The following is a 23,906-nucleotide window of genomic DNA, read 5'->3' as shown; positions in this document are numbered from 1 at the left end:
CAGCGCCGACTTCACAGGGTCGACCACAGGTAGCGGGCGACCTCGCTGATCCGGAACTCGGACTCGTCGTCGTCCAGACCCGTGGTCAGCACCACCATCACCTGCGGGTCACCCTGGGCGGGGCGGATGATCGCCATGTCGTGGCGGATGCCGTCGACCCAGCCGGTCTTGTTGCCGACCACCGCGTCCTCGGGCACCCCCAGCGGGATCGCGTCGCGATACTCCTGGGCGACCAGGGTCCCCTCGATCTCGGCGGTCGACTCGGGCGACAGCAGCCGGCCGGAGGCCAGCTTGGTGAGCAGCTTGCCCATGTCGTTGGCGGTCACCAGGTTCTGCAGCCCGGCCTCGCGCGCCGGCGCGTCCTCGATCCCCCGGGAGACCGTCGTCATCGGCGTGACACCGGCGTCCGCGAGCACCGCGGCGACCTCTTCGAGCCCGATCCGCTCGAGGACGAGGTTGACGGCCAGGTTGCCGGAGACGGTCAGGGAGCGGCGTACGAGATCACCCAGTGGCAGCTGGGAACCGAGCGCCGCCCAGGTCTCAGGGTCCTGGTCTTCGGCCTGGTCCATCTCGAACCGTTCGCCCACCACAGCGGAGTCGAAGTCGGAATGCACCGTGATCGGCTCGTCCAGCGACAGCAGCCCGCGATCGCGCAGCCGATAGGCCGCGATCGCGACCGGCAGCTTCATCAGGCTCGCCGCATAGTGCTGCTGGTTGACGTTCTGCGCCTGCGTCGGGATGCCGTCGAGGCCACTGAGCCAGGTCGAGACGAGTGGTTCCATGACCTGAAGACTAGTCGGCGTCGAGCTCCTGCCGGATCCGGTTCACACCATCCAGCCAGCCATCGACATCCGTGGCACGAGCCGCGTACTCCTCGGCCACGTCGGGCTCGAGCGAGATCCAGAACTGCGAGCTCTGCCCGGCATCCCAGACGGCGTCGGCGACCTCCTCGGCGGTGAGCGCGCCCTCGGCCGAGCGGAAACCCGGGAGTCCGGAGGAGCGTTCGAGCATCGCCGTCTTCACGCTGCGCGCGACGATCGCCTGAGCGACGATGCCCTGGTGCCGATAGGTGGCGGCCAGCCACTCGGCGAAGGAGATCTCGGCGTGCTCGGTGGCCGCGTAGGAGGGCGAACCGAGCAGCGTGAGGAGCCCTGCGGACGAGGAGGTGACCACGAACCGGCCGGCCCCGCGGGCGACCCACTCGGGCAGCAGCAGCCGTGCGGCGCGTACGTGGGCGAGGACGTTGACCTCGTAGGAGGTCAACCAGGCGTGGTCGGACGCCTCCAGGCCGCGGCCGCGCTCGACGCCGGCGTTGCCGTACCAGGCGTCGATCTTGCCGAGCTCCTCCCGGGCCGCGTCCACGAGCGCCGCGGCGCCGGCGGCCGAGGCGGCATCGCCGGGGACCGCGAGGGCGCCGATCGAGTCGGCCACCGAGCGGAGCTCGGCGGCATCGATGTCCGCCACGACGACGCGGCATCCCTCCGCAGCGAACCGTGTGGCCATGGCCTTCCCGATTCCTCGGGCTGCTCCGGTCACAACCACTCCGCTACCGGGTGCGAGTACGTTCACGGACCGACCACCTCCAGTGGCGTTAGTGAGGGTTAATCACTGTAACCGAGGCCGGTCCGTGAACGTGCAGCAACCTACTGATCAGTACGCGTTTGGGGTCTCGACAAACTCGACCACCGGTGGATCAGTACGCGTTTGGGGTCTCGACAAGCTCGACCACCCGTGGATCAGTACGCATCGGGAGTCTCGACAAGCTCGACCACCCGTGAATCACTCAGGAAGGCCCGACGAGGGCGGAGCGTCCGAGGCGGCGCTGTCGTCCTCTTCGATCGGGGCGTCGCCGATGTCGGTGACGAGCACCGGGGTGAGCGGCTCGGACGCGCCGTTCTTGAGCTCGACGACGCTCGTGCCGGAGATGCCCATGTGCGAGTCCTCGGAGAACCGGAACGGCGCGAGGCCAGGTCCCTCGAAGGAGGCGCCTTCCTTCTCGATCGTCTCCACGATCGACTCGCGGGTCAGGTCCTTGCCATTGGCCTGCAGCGCCTGGACGAAGGTGTAGGCCTGCGACATGCCGTAGATCCGGTAGTTCGTCAGTTTCTCCGAGCCCTTCTTGGAGTACTCGTCCCAGACCTTCTGCCAGAGCTTGACCCACTCGTCCTCAGGAGCGTCGACGCCCGGGATGTACTCGGTCGTCATCATCCCGTCCATCAGTTTCACGCCCTGCTCGGCGGGGATCTTGCCCTTGGTCATCGAGGCGAGCAGCCCGCCGACGAGCGCCGGGTCGGAGCCGACGTTCGAGTAGAACCACTTCGACTTGAAGCCGACACCCTGCGCGGCGATCTGGCTCAGCGCGGTGTAGGAGGGAGTGTTGAAGCCGAGGACGAGGTCGACGCCCTTGGACTTGAACGAAGACATCTGCGGGGCGAAGTCGGTCGACCCACCCGGGGTGTACTTCTGCACGTCGACGATCTGGGAGTCGAGGAACTGCCGCGCGCCCTTCTCGCCGTCCTCGCCGAAGTCATCGTCCTGGAGGAAGAGACCGACCTTGGCGTCGGGCATGTTCTCCTTGACGTACTGCCCGATGATCTTGCCCTCGATCTCGTAGTCCGGCTGCCAGCCGAAGGTCATCGGCGAGCTCGCCGGGTCGTCGCCCCACTGCAGCGAGCCGCTGGAGACGAACAGGTCGGGGATGCCGTCGTCGTTGAGCCGCTGCACGACCGCGCGGTGCGTGGGGGTGCCGAGGCCCGCGACCATCGCGAAGATCTCGTCCTGCAGGATCATGTCGTTGGTGACGGCGCTGGTGTTGGTCGGGTTGTACGCGTCGTCCTTGACGACCATCTCGATCTCACGTCCGTGGACGCCGCCGTTGTCGTTGACGTACTCATAGAACGCCTGGTGCCCCGAGGGGATCTCCGAGTAGCCGGGCGCGGCCGGGCCGGTCAGCGGGAAGTGCGCACCGACCTTGATGGTGGTGTCTGTGACGCCAACCGCCGTGCCGTCCTCGGAAGGACGCTCCTTCCCCGCGCCACAGGCCGCGAGGAGCGAGGCAGTGGTGAGGACACAGACGACCTGTACGGCTCTGCGTGCAGTGTTTCTCATGTTGTCTTCTCCTTGGTTGACCCGAGAGATGAGCGCGCGAGGAACGTGCGCAGGCTGCCGACGATCCCCGCTGGAGCGAGGAGGATGACGAGCATCAGCACCAGCCCGTAGACCACCGGAGTGACCTCCGCGGCCTGGGTTGCACTGAGCCCGACCGACTCCCCGAGATCGGTGGCGAAGTGAGGAAGAAAGGCGAGGACGCCGGCCCCGATGAGCGCCCCGGTCAGGCTGCCCAGCCCACCCAGGACGACCGCTGCCAGCAGGGTCAGCGAGAGGGTGATCGTGAACGCGCCCGGCGCCGTGAGACGTACGTTCATGGCCATCAGCCCGCCGGCGAGCCCGGCGCACATGGCGCTGACGGTGAAGGCGACCACGCGGGCACGGCCGAGGTGGATGCCGGCCAGCTCGGCGGACACGTCGTCGTCACGGACCGCTCGCCAGCGGCGGCCGACCCGGGACCGGCTCAGGTTGGCGAGCGCCACGAAGGCGAGCACCAGGAGGAACCAGCCGAGGTAGGCGAGGAAGGAGTACTGGTCGATCTCGGCGGCGGTGAAGAACCAGACCAGGTCCTGGATCCACCCCGGGAGCTCAGCCGCGCGCGGCACCGGCACCTGGAGCCCCTGCTCGCCTCCGAGGAAGTCCCACTGGTTGGCCAGGCGCGGCACGGCGACGGCCAGCGTCAGCGTCGCGCCGGCGATGTAGGGCCCGTGCAAACGAGCCGCCGGGACCCCGACGATCACCCCCACCACGGCACAGACGGCGATCGCCACCAGCAGGGCGACGAAGACGTCGGCCAGGGTCTCGCCGCCGGTGCGCTCGAGCACCAGGGTGGCGGCGTACGCCCCGACGGCCATCAGGGCGCCGTGGCCGAGCGAGAGCTGGCCGGAGAGCCCGGTCAGCAGGGTGAGACCGCCCGCGGCGATGGCGAAGAAGGCCATCTCGGCGTAGCGGGTCTGCAGATACTGGCTGGACGAGCCGATGATCGCCGCCACCACCACGAACGCGACCAGGGCGACGAGGAGGTGCCGGAGCAACGGCACGCTTCGGACCCGGCCGGTGAAAGAACGTAGACGCTCCATGAGTCAGACCCTCCTGGCCGCAGCCGCTGCGAAGAGGCCGCTGGGACGTACCAGCAGCACCAGCATCAAGATCCCCAGCGCAACGAGCGGCGCCAGGTGCTCACCGACGTAGCCGGTGACGTAGGAGAGCGAGAGCCCGAGGATCAGCCCGCCGATCACCGACCCGATCGGCGAGTCGAGGCCGCCGAGCACTGCGGCGATGAAGCCGTAGATCACGAACGGGTCCATGAACGCCGGGTTCACCAGGTCGCCGCCGGCGATGAGCATCCCGGCCACCGCGCCCACGGCGGCGGCGAGCGCCCAGCCGAGGGTGAGCATGCGGCCGACGCGTACTCCCAGGAGTCGGGAGACCTCGCCGTTGAACGCCGAGGCCCGCATCCGCAGGCCCAGGTCGGTGAAGCGGAAGAGGACGACGAGCCCGGCCATCACCAGCGCGACGATGACGATGGTGAGGATGCCGAACGGGGTGATCCCGATCGAGGAGTCCCCCACCTCGATCGCGCTGGTGCTGACCGGAGCCGGGAAGCCGCGGTGCTGGACGCCGAAGACGAGCGCGGTGAGCCCGTGCAGCACCATGAACAGCCCGAGGGTCAGGATCACCGCGTTGAGGTCGGCCTTCCCCTCGACCGGGCGGATGATCAGCCGCTCGACCAGCGCGCCGAGCATGAACCCGGCGGCGATCGCGGCGAGGAAGGCGACCCAGTAGGGGACGTCGACGTTGATGAGCGAGAGCGCGATGTAGGTGGTCACCATCGCCATCGCGGCCTGGGCGAAGTTGACGATCCGGGTCGAGCGCCAGATCAGGCACAGAGCCAGCGCGAACGCGGCGTAGACCGCGCCCAGCACCAGCCCTCCGAGGGTGGTGTCGAGAAACTGCTGCATGTCTGCTCCTCAGAACCCGAGATAGGCGTGGCGGAGCTGCTCGTCGGCGGCCAGCTCGGCGGCCGGCGCCGAGGCGACGACCTTGCCGAGGTTGAGCACGACGCCGTGGTCAGCGATGGACAGGGCACTACGGGCGTTCTGCTCGACGAGCACGACGGTGAGCTTCTCGTTCTGCACCAGCCCGCGGAGCAGGTCGAAGATCTGGGCCACCACTCGAGGGGCGAGCCCCAGGGACGGCTCGTCGAGCAGGAGCACGGTCGGTCGCGCCATCAGCGCGCGGCCGATGACGAGCATCTGCCGCTCACCGCCCGAGAGCATGTGGGCGGTGGCCTCGCGGCGCTCGCCCAGGCGCGGGAAGAGCTCGAAGATCCGCTCGATCGGCATCGGCTCGGAGCCCGTCGCGCGGTGCAGGCCGCCGAGGCGGAGGTTCTCCACCACGGTCAGCTCGGCGATGACGCCACGGCCCTCCGGGACATGCGAGAGGCCGTACGAGGTCAGCTTCTCGGTCGCGGTGCGGGTGATGTCCTTGCCGTCCAGCATCACGCTGCCGGCGGTGGATCTCACCAGCCCGGAGACGGTGCGCAGCAACGTGGTCTTGCCGGCGCCGTTGGCGCCCAGGACGGCGGTGACCTGCCCTCTGTCCGCGGTGAAGCTGACGCCGTTGAGCGCCTTGACGGGTCCGTACGCAGCGCTCAGGTCCTCGACGGCGAACATCAGGTCTCCTCGGAAACGGTCAGTGCGTGGACCTCGGCGTCGTCGTCGTGCTCCACCTGGTCGCCCAGGTAGGCGGCGAGCACGGCCGGGTCGTTGCGGATCTCGTCGGGTGTGCCGGCCGCGATGACGCGGCCGAAGTCGAGCACGGTGATCCGATGGCAGACCGACATCACCAGGTCCATGTGGTGCTCGACGAGCATCACGGCGGTCCGCTCCGTCAGGCCGGAGATGATCTCGCCGAGCTCGGTCATCTCCTCGGCGCTCAAGCCGCTGGCGGGTTCATCGAGGAGCAGCAGCTCCGGCTCGGCGACCAGCGCGCGAGCGAGCGCGACCTTCTTGCGGATCGGGTAGGGCAGGCTGCCGGGGTAGCGGGCGGCGTACGACTCGATCCCGAGCTCACCGAGCACCTCCCGCGCCTTGCCGGCGAGACGGGCGTCGTCGCGGTGGCCGAGGCCGAGCAGACCGCGCATGAAGCCGGCGCGGGCGAGACGGTCGGCTCCGACCATCACGTTGTCGAGCACCGTCATGCCCTCGAACAGCCCGAGCCCCTGCAGGGTCCGGGCGATGCCGTGGCCGGCGAGCTGGTGCGGACGGAGAGCGGGGATCGTCTTGCCGCGCAGCCGGAGCTCACCCTCGCCCGGGCTGACGAAGCCGCACACGACGTTGAACAGGGTGGTCTTGCCAGCACCGTTGGGGCCGATGACGCCGTGCACCTCGTGAGGCGCGACCTCCAAGGAGACGTCCTCCAGCGCGCGTACGCCTCCGAACCGGACCGAGACCCCCTCGGCCGCGAACAGCGGCGGGGTCTGACCGTGGTGGCCTTCGCCAGGCTTCTGCATCGTGCTCCCTTCACCCTATGTGACGGCTCTCACTTTGGACTCTCCGCACAACAGGGGATATAGGCAATGTGCACAAAATCTTTCGGGCGCTCCGTCCGGGATTCCCGGGTTCGCTGGCGGAGGCGGCAGTCGCCGTGGGACGCTCCGCACATGGATGTGATGCGTGACACATCTCCCGACGCGGAGCTTCGTCCGTTGGTGGAGCGTGCCTGGGCCTCCCTGGTGAGCCAGGCCGATGCGATCGCCGACGACATCACTCTGACCCTGATCGCGATCCAGCCGGAGTGGCACCAGAACGCCGATCCGTCGGTGCGAGCAGACCTGCGCTCGAGCACCCGAGAGCACGTACGCCGCGGTATCCGGGCCATGGCCGGGCTCACTCCCGGAGCCAATCCCGTCGACCTGTGGCGCGATACCGGTCGGCGGCGCGCGCGCCAGGGCGTACCTCTGGAGTTCTGTCTCAACGCCTACACCGTCGGCACCCGGATGCTGTGGGAGGCGATGGTCCATCAGCAGGAGGCCCTGGGGATCGACGACCGGGTGATGGTCCTCGCCGGCCGCCAGGTCTGGACCGACCTGGACGTGCAGAACTCGGTGATGTCGGGGGCCTACCGGAGGGAGGCGGCGCTGCTCCAGCGTCGCGACCTACAGCTCCAGGGCCGGCTCCTGGACGGGCTCGCGGAGGGCCGTGGCGGCGACCCGGCCTTCGCCGCCGAGGTGCAGGACATCCTCGGAGTGGCCGCTGACGCGCAGATGGCCTGCGTCGTCGCCGCCTTCGACGGCAGCCGTGACTCACCGCTGCGCAACCCCGACGACCGGCTGGAGAAGGCCGGGCTGATGTCGTTCTGGCACGTCCGCGGTGACCACCACTTCGGCCTGGTCCCGCTGGGGTCGCGACCGGTCGCGGACGCCGTCGCCGACCTCGTCGCACAGCTCTCCGGCTGCAACTCGGGTCGGGTCGGGGTCGCCACCGCCGACGACCTGAGCGGCTTCGGCACGGCCTTCCAGCTCGCCACGCACACGGTCGAGACGGTGCCCCGGGGGCGTACGGACATCGCGGTCGTCGACGAGCGCCTCCCGCAGGTGCTCCTGACCGCCTCCCCCGCGGTCTCCCACCTGCTCGTCCGCCGCACCCTCGGTCCGATCCTGGCCCAGCCGTCGCACCAGTCAGACGTGCTGCTGGCGACGCTCCGCGCCCTCATCTCCCACGGCGGCTCGCCCACCCACGCCGCCCAGGATCTGATCTGCCACCGCAACACGGTCATCTACCGCATCAAGCAGATCCAGGACCTCACCGGCAGAAGCATCACCAACCCCCACGACCGCCTCCTGTTCGCGCTCGCGCTGATGGCCCTGGAGAAGTAGCCGAGACGTCACTCCGGTCGGCCGAGTTGGCACGGTGGTGCCAACTCGGCCGACCGGAGTGACGCTTCGGCATCAGATGTCGACCATGGCCCCCAAGCGGTCGCGGTGGGCGCCCGGAAGGCCGTACGCGATCTGGTCGGCCTTGGCCCGCTTGAGGTAGAGGTGGGCGGGGTGCTCCCACGTCATCCCGATGCCGCCGTGCAGCTGCACCGCCTCCTCGGCCGCGGTGACGGCGAGATCACCGCAGTACGCGGCCGCGACGTGGGTCGCGATCTCGGCCTCTTCTGCGCTGCCGATGGCCAGCGCCCCGGCGGCGTAGCGCGCGGCCGCACCGGCTCCTTCGACGCCGGTGTAGAGGTCGGCGAGCCGGTGCTTGAGCGCTTGGTAGCCACCGACGATGCGGCCGAACTGGCGCCGCACCTTGAGGTACTCCACCGTCGTGGTCAAGCACCACTGCGCCGCCCCGACCTGCTCGGAGGCCATCAGCGCGGCGCCGGCCAGCAGACCGGCGCTTACGGCGTCGGCGCCGTTCTCCGCCGCGACCATCACCTCTCCGGCCGCCGGGTCGACGGTCACGTCGGCGAGCTGACGGGTCATGTCGAGCGAGGAGACCGGTGTGATCGTCGCCTGCTCGGCGGAGAGGGCCCGGATCTCGATGCCGTCGGGCGTCGCGACCGGCACCAGGAGGGTGTCCGCCTCCAACGCTCCGGCCACGGAGCGAACGGTGGTCGAGCTCGCCGAGACCCCGGAGGAGGCCGCCGCCGAGAAGGCCGCGGTCGACAGCGGCACGGTCAGGGCAGCGGTCCGCTCCCCCGAGGCCAACCCGGCGAGCAGATCGGCACCTGCCTCGGTCGGCCCGGCCAGCAGCACCGAGGCGGCCACCACCGAGCTGGTCAGGAACGGCACCGGAGCGGCCGCCCGGCCCAGCTCCTCCAGGACCACAGCGGCTTCGCGAGCAGAGGCTCCGGCACCGCCGTACGTCTCCGGGATCAGCAGCCCCGCGAGACCGAGCTCGACCGCCAGCCCCTTCCACAGGACCTGGGTGAGCGACCGGTCGCCGTCGTACGCCTTGACGACCTCCGTCGGATCGCAGCGCTCGGTCAGAAACGACCTGACCGTGGAACGCAGGTCGACATCGACCTCGTTGTCGAGCAGCTCGACGTCGACTGTGCTCATCGCGGACTCCTTCATCGGGGCTGGGCTCATCGATGCGGTGCTCATCGGGGGATGGCCTTCCAGGCGACGTCCTTGTCGACCCGGTGCTCGCCGGGGAGGCCGAGGACGCGCTCGGCGACGATGTTGCGCAGGATCTCCGAGGTGCCGCCCTCGATGGAGTTGCCCTTGGTGCGCAGGTAGCGGTAGACGGCGTCGCGTCCGGCGAAGTCGACGTGCTCGGGCCGGACCATCGCCCAGCCGTCACCGTCCTCGTAGCGGAGGCCGTCCTCACCGCTGAGCTCGAGATCGAGCCCGGTGAGCCGCTGGTTGATGTTGGCGAACGTCAGCTTCATCGCCGACCCCTCGGGACCGGGTTGGCCGACGGCCAGCTTCTGCCGCAGCCGCGTCCCGGTGAGCCGAGCCACCTCCGACTCGACCCACAGCTTCAAGAGCCGGTCGCGCAGCTCCGGGGTGTGGTTGTCCGGCTGCGTACGCCACGACTCGGCGACGATGCCGAGCAACCCGCCCTCACGAGGCATGGCGGCGCCACCGATGGCGACGCGCTCGTTGTTGAGGGTGGCGTTGGCGACCTCCCAGCCCTGGCCGACCGCACCGAGCCGGTGGGCGTCAGGGATCCTCACGTCGGTCAGGAAGACCTCGTTGAACTCCGCCTCGCCCGTGATCTGGCGCAGCGGCCGCACCTCGACGCCCGGATCGTGCATATCGCACAAGAAGTAGGTGAGGCCGCGGTGTTTCGGAACGTCCGGATCGGTGCGGGCGACCAGGATCGCGTAGTCCGCGTTGTGGGCCCCAGAAGTCCACACCTTCTGCCCGTTGACGACCCACTCGTCACCGTCGAGGACCGCCCGGGTGGCCAGCCCGGCGAGGTCGGAGCCGGCGCCGGGCTCGGAGAAGAGCTGGCACCAGATCTCGTCACCGCACCACAGCGGCTCCAGGAACCGAGACTTCTGCTCCGGGGTGCCGTAGGCGAGGATCGTCGGCGCGGCCATGCCGAGCCCGATCCCGTTGCGCCGCGGGTTGTTGTCGGGGGCACCGGCTGCCGCGAAGAGCTTGTCGACCTTCGGCTGCATCGCCCGGGACAGCCCGAGCCCGCCGTGGCACTCCGGGAAGGCGACCCAGGCCAGGCCGGCCCGATAACGGGCGTGCAGGAAGGCGCTCGGCTCGGTCGTCTCGACCGGATGCTCTGCCAGGAACTCGGCGACCAGCCGGCCGAGCCTGTCGAGCTCGCTGTCGTGCGACATCACTGTCGTCCTTCCCGGCGAGCGGCCTGCTTGCGCAGCTCCGCCTTCGCCAACGCGTTCTTGTGAACCTCGTCGGGGCCGTCGGCGAACCGGAGGGTCCGGATCCCGGCGTAGGCGCGGGCCAGCGGGAAGTCCTGCGAGAGCCCGCCGGCGCCGTGCGCCTGGATGGCCTTGTCGAGGATCCACTGGACGGTCGCCGGGGTGGCGATCTTGATCGCCTGGATCTCGGTGTGGGCGCCCTTGTTGCCGACGGTGTCCATCAGCCAGGCGGTCTTGAGGACGAGGAGCCGCAGTTGCTCGATCCGCACCCGGGACTCGGCGATCCAGTCCCGGATCACTCCCTGCTCGGAGAGCGGCTTGCCGAAGGCGACCCGGTCCTCGACCCGGGCGCACATCAGCTCGATCGCCCGCTCGGCGAGCCCGATGGAACGCATGCAGTGGTGGATACGGCCCGGACCCAGGCGCGCCTGCGCGATCGCGAAGCCCATCCCCTCGGTCCCGATGAGGTTGCCCGCCGGCACCCGGACGTCGGAGAAGGTCAGCTCGGCGTGACCGCCGTGGTCGTGGTCGTCGTAGCCGAAGACCTCCATCCCACGCTTGATCTCCAGACCCGGGGTGTCCCGGGGCACCAGGATCATCGACTGCTGCTTGTGGCGCTCGGCGGTCGGGTCGGTCTTGCCCATCACGATGAGGATCTTGGCGTTGGGGTTCATCGCCCCGGTGATCCACCACTTGCGGCCGTTGACGACGTACGCATCGCCGTCGGCCACGATCGAGGTCTCGATGTTCGTCGCGTCGGAGGATGCGACGGCCGGCTCGGTCATCGCGAAGGCGCTGCGGATCTGTCCCTCCAGAAGCGGCTCGAGCCACTCCTTCTGCTGCGCGTCGTTGCCGAAGTCGTGCAGCACCTCCATGTTGCCGGTGTCGGGCGCCGCGCAGTTGAGGGCGGCCGGCCCGAGGTGGCTGCGGCCGGTGATCTCGGCCAGCGGGGCGTACTGCAGGTTGGTCAGCCCGGCGCCGCCTTCACCGGGGAGGAAGAGGTTCCACAGGCCACGCTTGCGGGCCTCGGCGCGGATCTCGCCGAGGACAGGGACGGTGTCCCAGGCCCACTTGTCGTCCTGGGCCGCGAGCTGCTCGTGGAAGACCGCCTCGTTCGGCTCGACGTGCGTCTTCTGGAAGTCCTGCAACGAGGCGACGAGCTCCTCGGTCCTGGCGTCGGGTGCGAAATCCATCAGGGTGTGTCTCCTAGTTCAGGGGCGTCGCGAGCGGCGCCCAGTGCGTGCGATGGCAAGGCGGAGGAGGAGGCAGGCCGGGGTTGCCTGTCGATCGACGACAACGCGGCCAGCGTGCGTGCTGGGCGCCGCGTAGCAGCCGATGGACTAGGAGACACGCCCTGTGTTCTCCTTCATAGCGTTGATGCCCATGTCGAGGAGCGGGTGGATACCGTCCCCGATCGTTTCGAAACCAGGCCCCACGGTCTGGCCCTTCAGGTAGCGGTAGTGGATCCCCTCGAGAATCGCGGCGAGCTTGTAGGCGGCCAGCCCGCGGTAGAAGCCGAACTCGCTCAGGTCACGCGGGCTGGCGGCGTCGTAGCGGGCGATGATCTCGTCCTCGGTGAGCCAGCCGGGAGCGTTGCTGACGTCGGTCACGGTGGCGTCGCCGGAGACCGTGGCCATCTGCTGGTAGGTGAGCAGGATCGCCAGGTCGGTGACCGGGTCGCCGAGCGTGGCCATCTCCCAGTCGACGACAGCGCGGATCCGGTCCGTGCTGTCGGTGAGTACGTTGTCGAGCCGGTAGTCGCCGTGCACGATCCCCGGCCCGGTCGAGGCAGCCTCAGCGGCTCCCACCCGCGCCTCCAGCAGCGAGTGGAGCTCGTCGGCAGCGGGCAGGTCGCGGGAGTGGGACGCCTCGAGCTGCTTCTTCCAGCGCCTGACCTGTCGCGAGAGGAAACCCTCGGGGCGGCCGAACTCGCTCAGCCCGACGTCGGCGGGGTCGACCCCGTGCAGCGCGGCCATCACGTCGATGAGCTGCTCCGAGATCGCCCGGGTCCGCTCGGAGCCGAGCGGCTCGAGCTCGCGGGCGTACCGGTAGGGCCGGCCGTCGACCTTCTCCATCACGTAGAACGGCGCCCCGAGCACCTCCTCGTCGCTGCAGAACGCGTAGGTGTGCGGCACCGGCACGTCGGTGTCGCGCAGCGCGGTGATCACGGTGTGCTCCCGCTTCATGTCGTGCGCGGTGGCGAGGACGTGACCCAGCGGCGGGCGCCGGACGATCCACTCGTGAGTGCCGTCGGAGACGACGTACGTCAGGTTGGACTTGCCGCCGGAGATGTGGGTGGCGCTCAGGCTTCCATCGGGGTCTGAACGGAGTGGCCCCGAGCCTGTCGAGACCCCGTCGAGGTTCTCGGCCAGCCAGGGGCCGAGCCGGTCCAGGTCGAGTCCGGGCAGCGATTCGGCCGTCACGCGGCACCTCCGAGGGTGGGGATCATTCGGGTGAGCGCGGCGCGGGTGCTCGCCGGGTCTGTGTGCAGCAGTGCGTCGAGACCGACCGCCCGGGCGCCCAGGACGTTGGGCTCTGCGTCGTCGATGAAGAGGCACTCCTCAGCCGAGAGACCGAGCCGGCTCAGGGTGCGGGCGAAGATCGGTGGCTCCGGCTTCCGCATGGCGACCTCCTCGGAGATCACCACGACCTCGAACAGCGCGTCGACCTGCTTGCGGGGGTAGAAGTTGCCCCAGCTGTTGGAGAGCAGCGCCAGTCGGATGCCGGCGTCGCGGAGCTCCTCGGCCAGCGCGAACATCTCCGGGTTGGGCTGCATCCCGGCGAAGAGCCGAGACAGGACGCCCTCGGGATGGACCGGGCTACCGTCGTACGTCTCCAGGCGAGCCGCCAGGAGGCTGTCGAACTCCTTGACCGAGAGCTCACCGAGCTCGAGGCGGTGGATCGGGGTGCCGGCGTCGGCGTAGCGGCCGAGCCACTCCTTCAGCACCGTCGTGAAGCTCTCCGGTTTGATGCCGTCGGCCTCCAGCCAGGTCCGGATCGAGTCGCCGATGGGCGTGGTCAGCACCCCGCCGTAGTCGAAGATGACCGCCCGGAGACCCGTGGCCGTCATGACCTCGCCCCGTAGACGACCCGGCCCACGGTCTCGCCGTCCGCCAAGCGCTGTACGCCGTCGGCCACCTGCTCCAAGGACAGCGTCTCGCTGACCAGCGGCTTGATCGAGCCTTCGGCCGCCATCCGGGTGAGCTCGCGGTGGCACTCGGCGACCAGCTCGGGCGCGAGCGCGTTGTAGAGACCCCAGTGGAGCCCGACGATCGAGTAGTTCTTGATCAGCGAGTGGTTGAGCGCGGCCTCCTGGATCCGGCCGCCGGCGAAGCCGATGATCAGGATCCGGCCCTCGAAGGCGATGCACTTGGTCGAGCGGTCGTAGGTGTCGCCGCCGACGGGGTCGTAGATCACGTCGGCGCCCTTGCCGCCGGTGACCTCCTTGACCACCTTGACGAAGTCCTCTGTGTGACGGTCGATGACCACGTCCGCGCCGAGCTTCTTCGCGACCTCGGCCTTCTCCGGTCCACCGACCACGCCGATCACCGTGGCCCCGGCGGCCTTGCCGAGCTGGATCGCGGCGCTGCCGACCCCGCCCGCCGCGGCATGCACGAGCAGCGTCTCGCCGGGCTGGATGTTCGCACGGCGGTGAAGCGCGAACCAACCGGTCTGGTAGCCGATGTAGAGGCTCGACGCCTCGGCGTCGCTGAGCGCCTCCGGCGCCGGGAAGGTGGTCGCAGCGTCCATCAGCGCGAGCTCACCGAAGCCGCCGTACGGCAGCGACCCGCCGCCGATCACGCGGTCCCCGATCTGGAACGCGTCCACGCCTTCGCCGAGCGCGACCACCTCACCGCACAGCTCGACACCGGCGGTGAACGGCAGCTCGGGCTTGACCTGGTAGAGGCCGCGGCACATGAGTACGTCGGGGAAGTTCGCCGGGCTGGCCAGCACCTTCACGACGAGCTGTCCGGCTCCCGGCGTCGGGTCGGCCACCTCCTCGAGCCTCATCACGTCCTTGGGCTCGCCGAGCGAGCCGATGCGCCATGCCTTCATACCTGTCCTTCCACGTGCTGCCAGAGTCGGTTCATCCCGCCGAGCCACTTGTCGGTCTGCGTCGCCCGTGCGGCGTAGTAGTCGCCCACCTCGGGGTGCGGCAGCACCAGGAAGCGGTCGTCGATCGTCGCCTCCCAGGCCGAGTCGGCGACCTGCTCGGGCGTCAGCGCTCCGTCGCGACTGAGCAGGCTAGCCATCTGTCCCGACCGCTCGAGCATGCCGGTCTGTACGCCCTGCGGGCAGATCGCCTGGACGACGATCCCGCGGTGGCGGTAGGTCACCGAGAGCCACTCCGCGAAGGCGACCGCGGCGTGCTTGGTTACCGAGTAGGTCGGCGTACCGACCATCATCAGCAGCCCCGCCGCGCTTGCCGTCACCACGTAGCGACCGGAGCCTCGCTCGACCCACTCGGGGACGAGGAGCCGGGCCGCCCGGACGTGCGCCATCACATTGACCTCGTGCGACGCCTGCCAGTCCTCCTCGGGACAGTCCAGACCGAAGCCGCGGTCGATGCCGGCATTTCCGTACCACGTGTCGATCTGACCGAGGTGCTCCTTGGCCGCCTCGACGAGGCGGGCGACGCCCTCGACCGAAGCCGCGTCACCGGCCACCGGATGGGCGCCGATCTGGTCGGCGGTCTCGGCCAGGCGTACCTCGTCGATGTCGTTGACCACGACGCGAACGCCCTCTGCGACGAGGCGGGCGGCCAGGGCACGGCCGATGCCGCCCGCGGCGCCGGTGACGACCGCGGTGCTGTCAGGAAGGATCGGCATCAGACGCGTCCGCCGGCGAGGGTGAGGCCACCGTCCATGGTGACGAGCTGGCCGGTCATCCAGCTCGCGTCCTCGGAGAGGAGGAACGCGGCGGCGCCGGCGATGTCCTCGGGGGTCCCGAGGCGCTTGAGCGGGTAGGCGGCCGAGACCTCGGCCTCGCGGCCCTCGTAGAGGAGCTCGGCGAACTTGGTCTTCACGACGGCCGGGAGGATCGCGTTGACCCGCACCTTCGGGCCGAGCTCGACGGAGAGCTCCTGGGTGATGTAGCTGAGCATCGCCTTGCTGGCGCCGTACGTCGCGATCAGCGGGGTCGGGGCGAGGCCGGCGACCGAGGAGATGTTGACGACCGCGCCGCCGTGCTCGGACATCCACTGCCGCCAGACCTGCTGGGTCCAGCCGATCGGCGAGAGGCAGTTGACCTCGACGGTCTTGCGGGCCGACTCGCGGTCCATGTCGATCAGCCCGCCGGCCTTCGGGTTGATGCCGGCGTTGTTGATCATGAAGTCGGCGCTGCCGAAGGTGTCGATGGCCGTCTTCACGACCTCCTCCTGGTGAGCGGGGTCGTCGGCCTTCCCGGCGATGCCGAGGGCCTTCGCGCTGCCACCAAGGGTCTCGACGGCTTCCGCCAGCGCCTCGGGCTTGCGCGCGGTGATGACGACCCTGGCCCCCTCGTCCACCAGGCGCTGGGCGATCCCCAGCCCGATCCCCCGACTCGCCCCGGTGATGATCGCCGTACGTCCCTCGAACCTCGACATGTTCAATCCCTCGTCTGTGCTCGGCTAATCTAAGCGCTTGCTTAGGTGGTGGTGACGGTCACTCTACGGGGTAGCCCAAGAACATGGAAGGTCAGAGTTCCAAGCAATGCCGAGAAGTCAGCCCCGTCGGCCGAAGCGTCACCAGCGCAGGGCGAGACGTCACTTACGTCGGCCGAGTGGTCACCGCGGTGACCACTCGGCCGACGTAAGTGACGTCTCGGCGGGCGGGCGGGCGGGGGAAACAGTTGTGGGCGACGAAACTGGAGTTTCGTCGCCCACACCTATGGTTTCGGGCCGCCAGGAGTGCGGTTTCGGCGAGGTCAGCCGACGATGACCTCGATCCGCTGGAACTCCTTGAGGTCGGTGTAGCCGGTGGTGGCCATGGCGCGCTTGAGGGCGCCGACGAGGTTCATGGTGCCGTCGGCGACGTGGGAGGGACCGTAGAGGACCTCCTCGAAGGTGCCGACGGGCTCGAAGGCGACGCGCTGGCCGCGGGGCAGGTCGGCGTGGTGGGCCTCGTTGCCCCAGTGGAAGCCCTTGCCGGGGGCGTCCGTCGCACGAGCGAAAGGCGAGCCGACCATGACCGCGTCGGCGCCGCAGGCGATCGCCTTGGCGATGTCGCCGGAGCGGCCGACGGCGCCGTCGGCGATGACGTGCACGTAGCGGCCGCCGGACTCGTCGAGGTAGTCACGGCGGGCGGCGGCGACGTCGGCCACCGCGGAGGCCATCGGCACGGCCACGCCGAGAACGGTCCGGGTCGTGTGCGCCGCACCGCCGCCGAAGCCGACCAGGACCCCGGCCGCACCGGTGCGCATCAGGTGGAGCGCCGCCTGGTAGGTCGCACACCCGCCCACGATCACCGGCACGTCGAGCTCGTAGATGAACTCCTTGAGGTTGAGCGGCTCGGACTGCGAGGAGACGTGCTCGGCCGAGACCGTGGTGCCACGGATGACGAAGAGGTCGACGCCGGCGTCGACGACGGCCTTGGCGAACTCCTTCGTACGCTGCGGTGAGAGCGCCCCGGCGACGGTGACGCCCGAGGCGCGCACCTCGCGCAGACGCTCGGTGATGAGCTCGGCGCGGATCGGAGCCTCGTAGATCTCCTGCAGACGCCGGGTCGCGTCGACACCGCTCATCCCGGCCAGCTCGTCGAGCAGCGGCTGCGGGTCGTCGTAGCGGGTCCACACGCCTTCGAGGTTGAGCACCCCGAGCCCACCGAGCCTGCCCATGGCGATCGCGGTCGAAGGCGACATCACCGAGTCCATCGGCGCGGCGAGCACCGGGATGTCGAAGCGATAGGCGTCGATCTGCCAGTCGGTGCTCACCTCGGTGGTGTCCCGGGTGCGGCGTGAGGGCACGATCGCCACGTCGTCGAAGGCGTACGCCCGTCGTGCCCGCTTGGCCCTGCCGATCTCGATCTCAGTCACAGGACGGATTGTTCCACGGGACCGGATCGAGATCGGAAAGCACGCACCGACGTGGGCAGACGACGACCTAGCCGCGTACCCCGGTCAGCAACAGGTATTCCCACTTCATCGTCCCGGCGGTGAGGTAACGGTCCCCCAGGTCGGCGAGCGCGGCGTCGAGCTCGGCGGTCCGGGACTCGTCGTCCGCGATCCCGCGGTAGGCGACGATCGTCGGCCCGTAGCAGGCCTTGAAGAAGTCACGGAACTCCGCGCCGGTCTCGAAGGAGTCGACGGCCACCGTCCGCTTCTCGGCCCGGACCGTGGTGACGTGGTCCCCCAGCAGGCCGCGTACGTGGGTCTCGTCGCCCCAGCGCGGAGGCGGCTGCGCACCCTCGGGCGGCGGCGCCATGAACGGCTTCATCGTCGCGAACATCTGACCAATGAACCCCTCCGGGGTCCAGCTGACCAGACCGATCCGGCCGCCCGGGCGCACGACCCGGAGCAGCTCGGCGGCCGCCTTCTCGTGGAACGGCGCGAACATGATCCCGACGCAGGACATGACGACGTCGAACTCGGCGTCCTCGAACGGGAGCGCCTCGGCGTCGGCGACCCGCCAGGTGATCGAGGCGGCCTCCGCTCCCCGGGCCTGTCCGATCTCGAGCAGCTCCGGGGTCAGGTCGCTCGCGGTCACGTCCGCGCCGGCGAGGGCAGCGGGGATGGCGGCGTTCCCGGTGCCGGCTGCGATGTCGAGGACGCGGTCGCCGGGACCGATCTCGCATGCCTCGACGATCACCTGGCCGAGCTCGGGGATGAGCTCGTCGGCGACCCGGGCGTAGTTCCCCAGGCCCCACATCGCACGGTGGCGGGCCTTCAGCTCGGGCTGTACGGGGGTTGCGGTCATGTCTCCTCCAAGACGTCGGCCCGAGAGGTGGTCTGGGTCTCCAGCCTCGCCCTGCAGCAGGTCCGCCCGATAGTGCCGGATCTGAACTTGGGGAGGTTCTGGATCTGTACTTGCCACCCGTCCCCTCCAGGGGTCTACTGAGAGGAGCGGATCTCGGGCCGCACGAGAGAGGCGGTCCGATGGCGGGATACGGCCAGTTCTGTCCGATGGCGAAGGCCATGGAGGTGCTCGACGAGCGGTGGACGCTGCTCGTCGTCCGCGAGCTGCTGCTCGGCAGCACCCACTTCAACGAGCTGCGCCGAGGGGTGCCGAAGATGTCGCCGGCCCTGCTCTCCAAACGGCTGCGCACCCTGGAGCGCGCGGGCATCGTCCAGCAGCGCGGCGAGGGGAAGCGAACCTCCTACCACCTCACCGACTCCGGCCAGGAGCTCGTCACGGTCGTGACCGCGCTCAACGAGTGGGGCGTGCGCTGGATCGGATCGCTGGGCCGGGCCGACCTCGACCCGCACCTGCTCTTCTGGGACATGCGTCGCACGATCCCGATCGACGTATGGCCACGGCAGCGCACCGTGGTCGAGTTCGGCCTCACCGACGTCGAGCCGAAGGTCGCCCGCTGGTGGCTCGTGGTCGCCGCGGACCAGGCCGAGGTCTGCGACTTCGACCCCGGCTTCGAGGTCGATGCGCGGCTCACCTGCAGCCTGCGTACGCTCACCGAGATCTGGCGCGGTGACCTCGCCTGGCCGTTGGCGCTGCGCGCCGAGATGGTCACCGTCAGCGCGGCCGAGGACGTACGCCGTGCCGTCCCCTCCTGGCTCGGCCAGTCCTCAGCCGCCCGCATCCCCCGCCCGCGTCCTCAGCTCCAGTCGTAGGAGAGGACGAAGCCGTACGTCTCCCCGCCGCCCTCCTCGGCCAGGACCATGTCGGCCTCTCCGACAAGGCCTTCGAGGCCACCGGTGCCGAGCCCGGGGATGACGGTGAGGTGGGAGCGCACGGTCTTGTCGGCGTACGTCCCGCTGATCCGCCACACGCACGAGCCCTCCTGGCCGGCGATGGAGCCGGTGAACTGCTCGTACGCCTCGAAGACCGCGCCGCCGGCGGGGTTGCCGTAGGCGCCGATCATCCGCGCGACGCCCTTGCCCTCGATCTCGCCGGTGTAGGTGTAGTCGGTCTCTGACGTGGTCAGGCCGCGGTGAGGGATGTAGATGTCGTTGCCCATCGTGGTGCCCTCGCCGTCGATGTCGACGTAGGCCGCCTCCTGCCACCGCGCGACGGTCATCGTGGTGCTTGCCTTGTTGCTGTAGGTCGTGTCCCTGCTGTGTTCGGTCATGGGTCCAGCCTGCTCCGGAAACAGGGGCGCAGGATTGAAGGAACGCGCCATATCGTTGGCGCCATGGCGAGCCAGATGGAGGGTAGGGGCTATCCCGACGCGATCGTGCGGCCGGTGACCGCGGCCCGGACGATCACCACCGAGCGGTTCGCACCCTCGGCCGCACTCGTGGGCCACCTGGACTACCACTGGTACGTCGGCTGGGACCTCGAGCAGCCGCATGACCAGCAGGTCATCCCGCAGCCCCGGATCCACATCGCCGCCGAGGAGGTTCGGCTGCTCGTGCACGGCATCGGGCGCAAGCCGTTCCTCCGCCACCTGACCGGCCGCGGACACACGCTCGGCGCCTCCTTCCTGCCCGGGCTCTTCCGCCCCGTGCTCGGCAGCCGGGTCAGCGCCATCGCCGACCAGGTCGTCCCCGCCCAGGAGCTGCTCCGCGTCGACGACCGGCCGGCGGCCGAGCGGATCCTCACCTCGACGGACCCGGCGGAGATGGCAGCCGCGATGGAGTCCTACCTGCTGGAGGTCGGCCTCCCTGCGGACCCGGTGGCCGAGGACGTACGCCGCTGGATGGCACTCGCCGAGGACGACCGTTCGATCACCCGCGCCGAGCAGCTCGCCGAGCGCGCCGGACTGAGCCTGCGGTCGCTGCAGCGGCTCTTCAGCGAGTACGTCGGGATCGGCCCGAAGTGGGTCGTGCAGCGGTTCCGCGTGCTGGAGGTCGCTGCCCGCGCCCACTCCGGTGACGTCGACTGGGCCGCGGTCGCCGCGGAGCTGGACTTCAGCGACCAGGCTCACCTGGTGCGTACGTTCCGGGAGGTCGTGGGCGCTCCCCCGGCGACGTACGCGAAGGATCTGTAGCTGTGATGCCGAGAGCGGCCCATGGGCCACCCTCGGCATCACAACTCACGGGCCAGCAAGGCGCGAGAGTGCGTCCGCCGACGGCGAGCCGGGCTCGGCCCGGTAGAGCATGAGCCGCTGGCTGGTCTCGGGCAGCACCATCGCCTCATAGGCGAGGTCCAGCCGTCCGGCCACCGGATGCCGCAGGCGCTTGATGCCATAGCCGCAGTCCATCACCGGATGCTCGGCCCACAGCTCCGCGAACAGGTCGCTGCGCTGGACGAGCTCGCCGACCAGACAGCTGAGGATGTGGTCCTCGGGGTGCAGCCCGGAGGAGTAGCGCAGGAAGCCGACCATCTGCAGCCCGGCGTCCCCGGGGTCGACGAAGAGCTCGGGACCCTCCGGCTCCAGGAAGAACCGGCGGACCAGGTTGGGGCGCATCGAGCGGTCCGCGTAGGGAGCGTCGAAGTCCAGTCCGTGCCCGTAGAGGCGGTGTCCGAGGTCGTTCCAGGCGAGCACGTAGTTGGCGTGGTCGACGATCAGCGCCGGACCGGGGTAGTCCATCAGCATCGCGACCGCGCTCGGCCGGGCCTCCTCCTCGCGGGCCCGCCCCGGGCCCGCTCCGGCCGGCCGGGCCAGTCGGCGCAGGTGGTCGTGCTCCTCGATGCTCAGCCGCAGCGCACGGGCGAGCGCATCGATCACCGAGTCGGAGGCGTTGTGGTGGTCGGACTGTTCCAACCGGGTGTAGTAGGTCGGCGACACACCGGCGAGCATCGCCAGCTCCTCGCGCCGCAGCCCCGGCACCCGTCGGGCACCGTAGGAGACCACGCCCGCCTCCTCCGGGCTGATCGCCGCCCGTCGGCTCCGCAGGAACTCGCCCAGCTCAGTCGTCATGGTCTCCATAGTGCCGCCAAGCCCAGGTTTCTTCCTGACCCTGTCAGTGCTAGGCACGCGGCGGGGTGGCAGGACAGGTGTCTGGCTGAGGCACCTCGTCCGGCGGACCGTTGGGCCCATGACCACCACAACCCAGGCCGAGCCCGTACGCCCGGCCACGATGACCCGCGGGCAGCTGCTGGTGCTCCTGCTGCTGCTCGCCTCCCAGTTCACGCTCACCGTCGACTTCTCGATCCTCAACGTGGCGCTGCCGACGGTCGGCGCGGACCTGGGCTTCGCCGAGGCCAACGTGCAGTGGATCGCCACCGCGTTCGCCCTGACCGCGGCCGGTTTCACATTGCTCTTCGGCCGGATCGGCGACTACGTCGGCCGGCGCCGCGTCTTCATGGTCGGCATGGTCGCGCTCGGCGCCGCATCGCTGCTGGGCGGGGTGGCCACCTCACCCGAGCTGCTGCTCACGGCCCGGGTCGCCCAGGGTCTGGCGACGGCTGCGGTCACTCCGGCGGCACTCTCCTTGCTCACCGTCTCCTTTCCCGAGGGGCCGCTGCGTCAGCGCGCGCTGGGACTGAACAGCGTCGTGATGTCGACCGGGTTCACCGCCGGGGCAGTGCTGGGCGGCGTACTCACCGATCTGCTGTCGTGGCGCTGGGCGTTCCTCGTCAACGTGCCGATCGCGTTGCTGGTGATCGCCGTCGCGCCGTTCGTGCTGCGTGACGCCGCCGACCGGGAGCGGTCGCGGCTCGACCTTCCCGGCGCCGTGCTGGTGACCTCTGGGCTGTTGGCGCTCGTCTACGGCGCGACCCGCCTCGGCGAGGTCGGCATCACCGATATGTGGGGGCTGGTCGCGATCGGCCTCGCGGTGATGCTGCTGGTGGCCTTCTGGCGGGCCGAGTCCACCCACCCGCACCCGCTGGTGCCGCTGCAGATCCTCACCCGCCGGACCGTCGGTTTCGGCAACATCGCCGGCTTCGCGACGTTCGCCTTCGAGTCGTCGCTCGTCTTCGTGCTGACGATGTATCTCCAGCACGTCCTCGACCTCAACGCCCTTCAGACCGGTCTGATGCTCGTCGCGATGGGCCTGGGGGCGATCATCGGCGGGGTAGTGGGACCGCGCTTCATCCAGAGCTTCGGCGTACGGAACACGGTGGCGGGCGGTCTCGCCCTGCAAGCGGTGACCACCGGCGCACTCGTCCTGATCGGGCCCTCGGTCGGCTGGCTGTGGTTCCTCGGACTGATGAACTTCGTGGGCGCCATCGGACACGTCGCCGCGATCGTCGGGTTCATGGTCGCCGCGACCTCCGGGCTCCCCGACCACGAGCAGGGACTGGCCACCGGGCTGGCGATGATGACGCAGCAGGTCGCGATCGCGCTCGGCATCCCGATCATGTCCACGGTGGCCACCGCCGCCGGCGGCGTCACATCGCTCGGCGCCCTGCACGTGGCGATCGGGGTCAACGCCGCCCTCGTTCTCGTCGCCGCGGTGCTGGTGGCCGGTGGGCTTCCGATGCGCCGCCCGGTGGCCGAACACGGGTGAACCCGGCCGTGCTGCTCAGCGCGGCTTCCGCCGCCGCTCAGCAGCACGATCCCGTTTCAGGCGGGCTTCTTCTCCCCGGCCTCGACCGCGACCGACAGGCGGTTGGCGGCCGGGGGAAGCGGGCAGGTGGCATGAGCGGTGTAGGCGCACGGCAGGTTGGTCGCGCGGTTGAAGTCGATCAGCACGTTGCCCTCCCCGTCGGGTGCACCCACGGACAGCGTGCGAGTGGCGGCGTACGTCGTCCTGCCCGACGTCTCGTCGCGGAACAGCACGTGCAGGGACCCCGGGGTGGAGCCCGGGAAGGCGATCAGGCTGTGCACGGTGCCGTCGACCTCGAACTCGATCTCGCCGACGGCCTCGTAGACGTGCTCCAGACCGTCGACGACCGAGCCCACGGTCGTGGGCACGGGCGGGTCGTAGGCGACGAAGCGTGCCTGGATCGCCCACTTCGGGTCGGGCGAGTAGCTCTCGGTGCCGCGGTAGCCGGTCAGGACCGGGTTGTCGGGGTGGCGGGGGCGGATGACCGCGTTGCCGCCGCGGTTGGCGATCTCCACCGCCGCGTCGCCGAACAGGGCGGTGACCCCGCCGCGCTCGTCGATGACACCGAACGCGTGCCGACCGGTTACCTCGGCGCCGTCGACGACCAACGACTCACCTGAGGCCAGCGAGACCACGACGCCGTCGGGACCGCTCGACCAGGCGCCCGGCACGTCGTCGTACGTCTCCGGCTCCTCGGCCAGCCAGCGCATCGAGGTGATCGCGAGGAAGCCGTGGGCCGAGGCCCGCTTCCTCTCGTGTTCCTCGTGCCACGCCGCCCAGTCCTGGGCGAAGGTGTCGGTATCGGTGATGGTCATGGGTCCTCCCGGAAGGATCAGGATGCTGGCACCGGATTGAACTCCGACCGCGCCGGGTTCGTGCCCGAATTCCTCACATCGTGATCATCTCGTCGCACAAAATGGGACGAGCCCCGGATCGGT

24 protein-coding genes are annotated in these 23,906 nt (G+C 69.8%); 4 read left to right on the top strand and 20 right to left on the bottom strand.

The annotated features are described in order from the left end of the window. Positions 1-11: 11 nt before the first annotated feature. The 7 genes from BJ988_RS28880 to BJ988_RS28850 all read right to left on the bottom strand — a co-directional run bounded on the left by BJ988_RS28880 (position 12) and on the right by BJ988_RS28850 (position 6,622). Complete coding sequence (locus BJ988_RS28880) at positions 12-782, bottom strand: serine hydrolase (protein ID WP_179661233.1); 771 nt, start codon at positions 780-782, stop codon at positions 12-14. Positions 783-792: 10 nt separating this feature from the next. Then, on the bottom strand, positions 793-1,536 hold the full coding sequence (locus tag BJ988_RS28875) for an SDR family NAD(P)-dependent oxidoreductase (protein ID WP_343051827.1): 744 nt from the start codon (positions 1,534-1,536) through the stop codon (positions 793-795). Between the two features lie 243 nt (positions 1,537-1,779). Beyond that, on the bottom strand, positions 1,780-3,108 hold the full coding sequence (locus BJ988_RS28870) for an ABC transporter substrate-binding protein (protein ID WP_179661231.1): 1,329 nt from the start codon (positions 3,106-3,108) through the stop codon (positions 1,780-1,782). After that, complete coding sequence (locus tag BJ988_RS28865; RefSeq protein WP_179661230.1) at positions 3,105-4,187, bottom strand: branched-chain amino acid ABC transporter permease; 1,083 nt, start codon at positions 4,185-4,187, stop codon at positions 3,105-3,107. Before BJ988_RS28865 ends, BJ988_RS28870 begins: the two co-directional genes overlap by 4 nt. A 3-nt stretch (positions 4,188-4,190) precedes the next feature. Further along, positions 4,191-5,069, bottom strand: a complete 879-nt coding sequence (locus BJ988_RS28860) for a branched-chain amino acid ABC transporter permease (RefSeq protein ID WP_179661229.1) — start codon at positions 5,067-5,069, stop codon at positions 4,191-4,193. A 9-nt stretch (positions 5,070-5,078) separates the two neighbouring features. After that, positions 5,079-5,783 (bottom strand): ABC transporter ATP-binding protein, encoded by a 705-nt coding sequence (locus tag BJ988_RS28855; protein ID WP_179661228.1) that lies wholly within the window; start codon positions 5,781-5,783, stop codon positions 5,079-5,081. After that, on the bottom strand, positions 5,783-6,622 hold the full coding sequence (locus BJ988_RS28850; protein ID WP_179661227.1) for an ABC transporter ATP-binding protein: 840 nt from the start codon (positions 6,620-6,622) through the stop codon (positions 5,783-5,785). The genes BJ988_RS28855 and BJ988_RS28850 overlap by 1 nt, the downstream gene beginning before the upstream one ends. A 150-nt stretch (positions 6,623-6,772) precedes the next feature. Between BJ988_RS28850 and BJ988_RS28845 the strand changes: the two genes are divergently transcribed. Continuing rightward, positions 6,773-7,987: a PucR family transcriptional regulator gene (locus tag BJ988_RS28845; protein WP_179661226.1), complete on the top strand. Its 1,215-nt coding sequence runs from the start codon at positions 6,773-6,775 to the stop codon at positions 7,985-7,987. Between the two features lie 72 nt (positions 7,988-8,059). Here the strand turns inward: BJ988_RS28845 and BJ988_RS28840 are convergent, their stop codons facing one another. The 10 genes from BJ988_RS28840 to BJ988_RS28795 form a co-directional block, all read right to left on the bottom strand. Next, entirely contained in the window at positions 8,060-9,163 is a 1,104-nt protein-coding gene (locus tag BJ988_RS28840) for an acyl-CoA dehydrogenase family protein (protein WP_179661225.1), read from the bottom strand. Positions 9,164-9,204: 41 nt separating this feature from the next. Further along, positions 9,205-10,404, bottom strand: a complete 1,200-nt coding sequence (locus BJ988_RS28835) for an acyl-CoA dehydrogenase family protein (RefSeq protein WP_179661224.1) — start codon at positions 10,402-10,404, stop codon at positions 9,205-9,207. Beyond that, positions 10,404-11,636: an acyl-CoA dehydrogenase family protein gene (locus tag BJ988_RS28830; protein WP_179661223.1), complete on the bottom strand. Its 1,233-nt coding sequence runs from the start codon at positions 11,634-11,636 to the stop codon at positions 10,404-10,406. The genes BJ988_RS28835 and BJ988_RS28830 overlap by 1 nt, the downstream gene beginning before the upstream one ends. Positions 11,637-11,783: 147 nt before the next feature. Next, positions 11,784-12,866: a phosphotransferase gene (locus tag BJ988_RS28825; protein ID WP_179661222.1), complete on the bottom strand. Its 1,083-nt coding sequence runs from the start codon at positions 12,864-12,866 to the stop codon at positions 11,784-11,786. Continuing rightward, positions 12,863-13,513, bottom strand: coding sequence for an HAD family hydrolase (locus tag BJ988_RS28820; RefSeq protein WP_179661221.1), 651 nt, complete (start codon positions 13,511-13,513; stop codon positions 12,863-12,865). The genes BJ988_RS28825 and BJ988_RS28820 overlap by 4 nt, the downstream gene beginning before the upstream one ends. Further along, entirely contained in the window at positions 13,510-14,499 is a 990-nt protein-coding gene (locus BJ988_RS28815) for an NADPH:quinone oxidoreductase family protein (RefSeq protein WP_179661220.1), read from the bottom strand. The genes BJ988_RS28820 and BJ988_RS28815 overlap by 4 nt, the downstream gene beginning before the upstream one ends. Continuing rightward, positions 14,496-15,272 (bottom strand): SDR family oxidoreductase, encoded by a 777-nt coding sequence (locus tag BJ988_RS28810; protein ID WP_179661219.1) that lies wholly within the window; start codon positions 15,270-15,272, stop codon positions 14,496-14,498. The genes BJ988_RS28815 and BJ988_RS28810 overlap by 4 nt, the downstream gene beginning before the upstream one ends. After that, positions 15,272-16,027, bottom strand: coding sequence for an SDR family oxidoreductase (locus tag BJ988_RS28805; RefSeq protein WP_179661218.1), 756 nt, complete (start codon positions 16,025-16,027; stop codon positions 15,272-15,274). Before BJ988_RS28805 ends, BJ988_RS28810 begins: the two co-directional genes overlap by 1 nt. A gap of 320 nt (positions 16,028-16,347) precedes the next feature. Next, complete coding sequence (locus BJ988_RS28800; RefSeq protein WP_179661217.1) at positions 16,348-17,454, bottom strand: GuaB3 family IMP dehydrogenase-related protein; 1,107 nt, start codon at positions 17,452-17,454, stop codon at positions 16,348-16,350. Positions 17,455-17,521: 67 nt separating this feature from the next. Further along, on the bottom strand, positions 17,522-18,334 hold the full coding sequence (locus BJ988_RS28795) for a class I SAM-dependent methyltransferase (protein WP_179661216.1): 813 nt from the start codon (positions 18,332-18,334) through the stop codon (positions 17,522-17,524). A gap of 179 nt (positions 18,335-18,513) precedes the next feature. Here BJ988_RS28795 and BJ988_RS28790 point away from each other — a divergent pair, with 179 nt between their 5' ends. Then, a complete protein-coding gene (locus BJ988_RS28790; protein WP_179661215.1) occupies positions 18,514-19,203 on the top strand; it encodes a winged helix-turn-helix transcriptional regulator in 690 nt (229 codons plus the stop codon). Here the strand turns inward: BJ988_RS28790 and BJ988_RS28785 are convergent. After that, a complete protein-coding gene (locus BJ988_RS28785) occupies positions 19,188-19,661 on the bottom strand; it encodes a DUF3224 domain-containing protein (protein ID WP_179661214.1) in 474 nt (157 codons plus the stop codon). The genes BJ988_RS28790 and BJ988_RS28785 overlap by 16 nt on opposite strands. 63 nt (positions 19,662-19,724) lie before the next feature. Between BJ988_RS28785 and BJ988_RS28780 the strand changes: the two genes are divergently transcribed. Further along, a complete protein-coding gene (locus BJ988_RS28780; RefSeq protein WP_179661213.1) occupies positions 19,725-20,522 on the top strand; it encodes a helix-turn-helix domain-containing protein in 798 nt (265 codons plus the stop codon). A 45-nt stretch (positions 20,523-20,567) separates the two neighbouring features. On the opposite strand, the gene BJ988_RS28775 is transcribed toward BJ988_RS28780, so the two are convergent. Next, positions 20,568-21,395 carry a helix-turn-helix transcriptional regulator gene (locus BJ988_RS28775; protein WP_179661212.1) on the bottom strand — a complete coding sequence of 276 codons (828 nt, stop codon included), beginning with the start codon at positions 21,393-21,395 and terminating at the stop codon, positions 20,568-20,570. 118 nt (positions 21,396-21,513) lie between these two features. Here BJ988_RS28775 and BJ988_RS28770 point away from each other — a divergent pair, with 118 nt between their 5' ends. Beyond that, positions 21,514-22,929, top strand: a complete 1,416-nt coding sequence (locus BJ988_RS28770; protein WP_179661211.1) for an MFS transporter — start codon at positions 21,514-21,516, stop codon at positions 22,927-22,929. A gap of 56 nt (positions 22,930-22,985) precedes the next feature. On the opposite strand, the gene BJ988_RS28765 is transcribed toward BJ988_RS28770, so the two are convergent. Further along, complete coding sequence (locus BJ988_RS28765; protein ID WP_179661210.1) at positions 22,986-23,783, bottom strand: DUF1684 domain-containing protein; 798 nt, start codon at positions 23,781-23,783, stop codon at positions 22,986-22,988. Positions 23,784-23,906 lie beyond the last annotated feature (123 nt).

The sequence above is a fragment of the Nocardioides panzhihuensis genome (assembly GCF_013408335.1).
Classification (GTDB): Bacteria; Actinomycetota; Actinomycetes; order Propionibacteriales; family Nocardioidaceae; genus Nocardioides; species Nocardioides panzhihuensis.
This window is presented reverse-complemented; position numbering and strand designations above follow the sequence as displayed.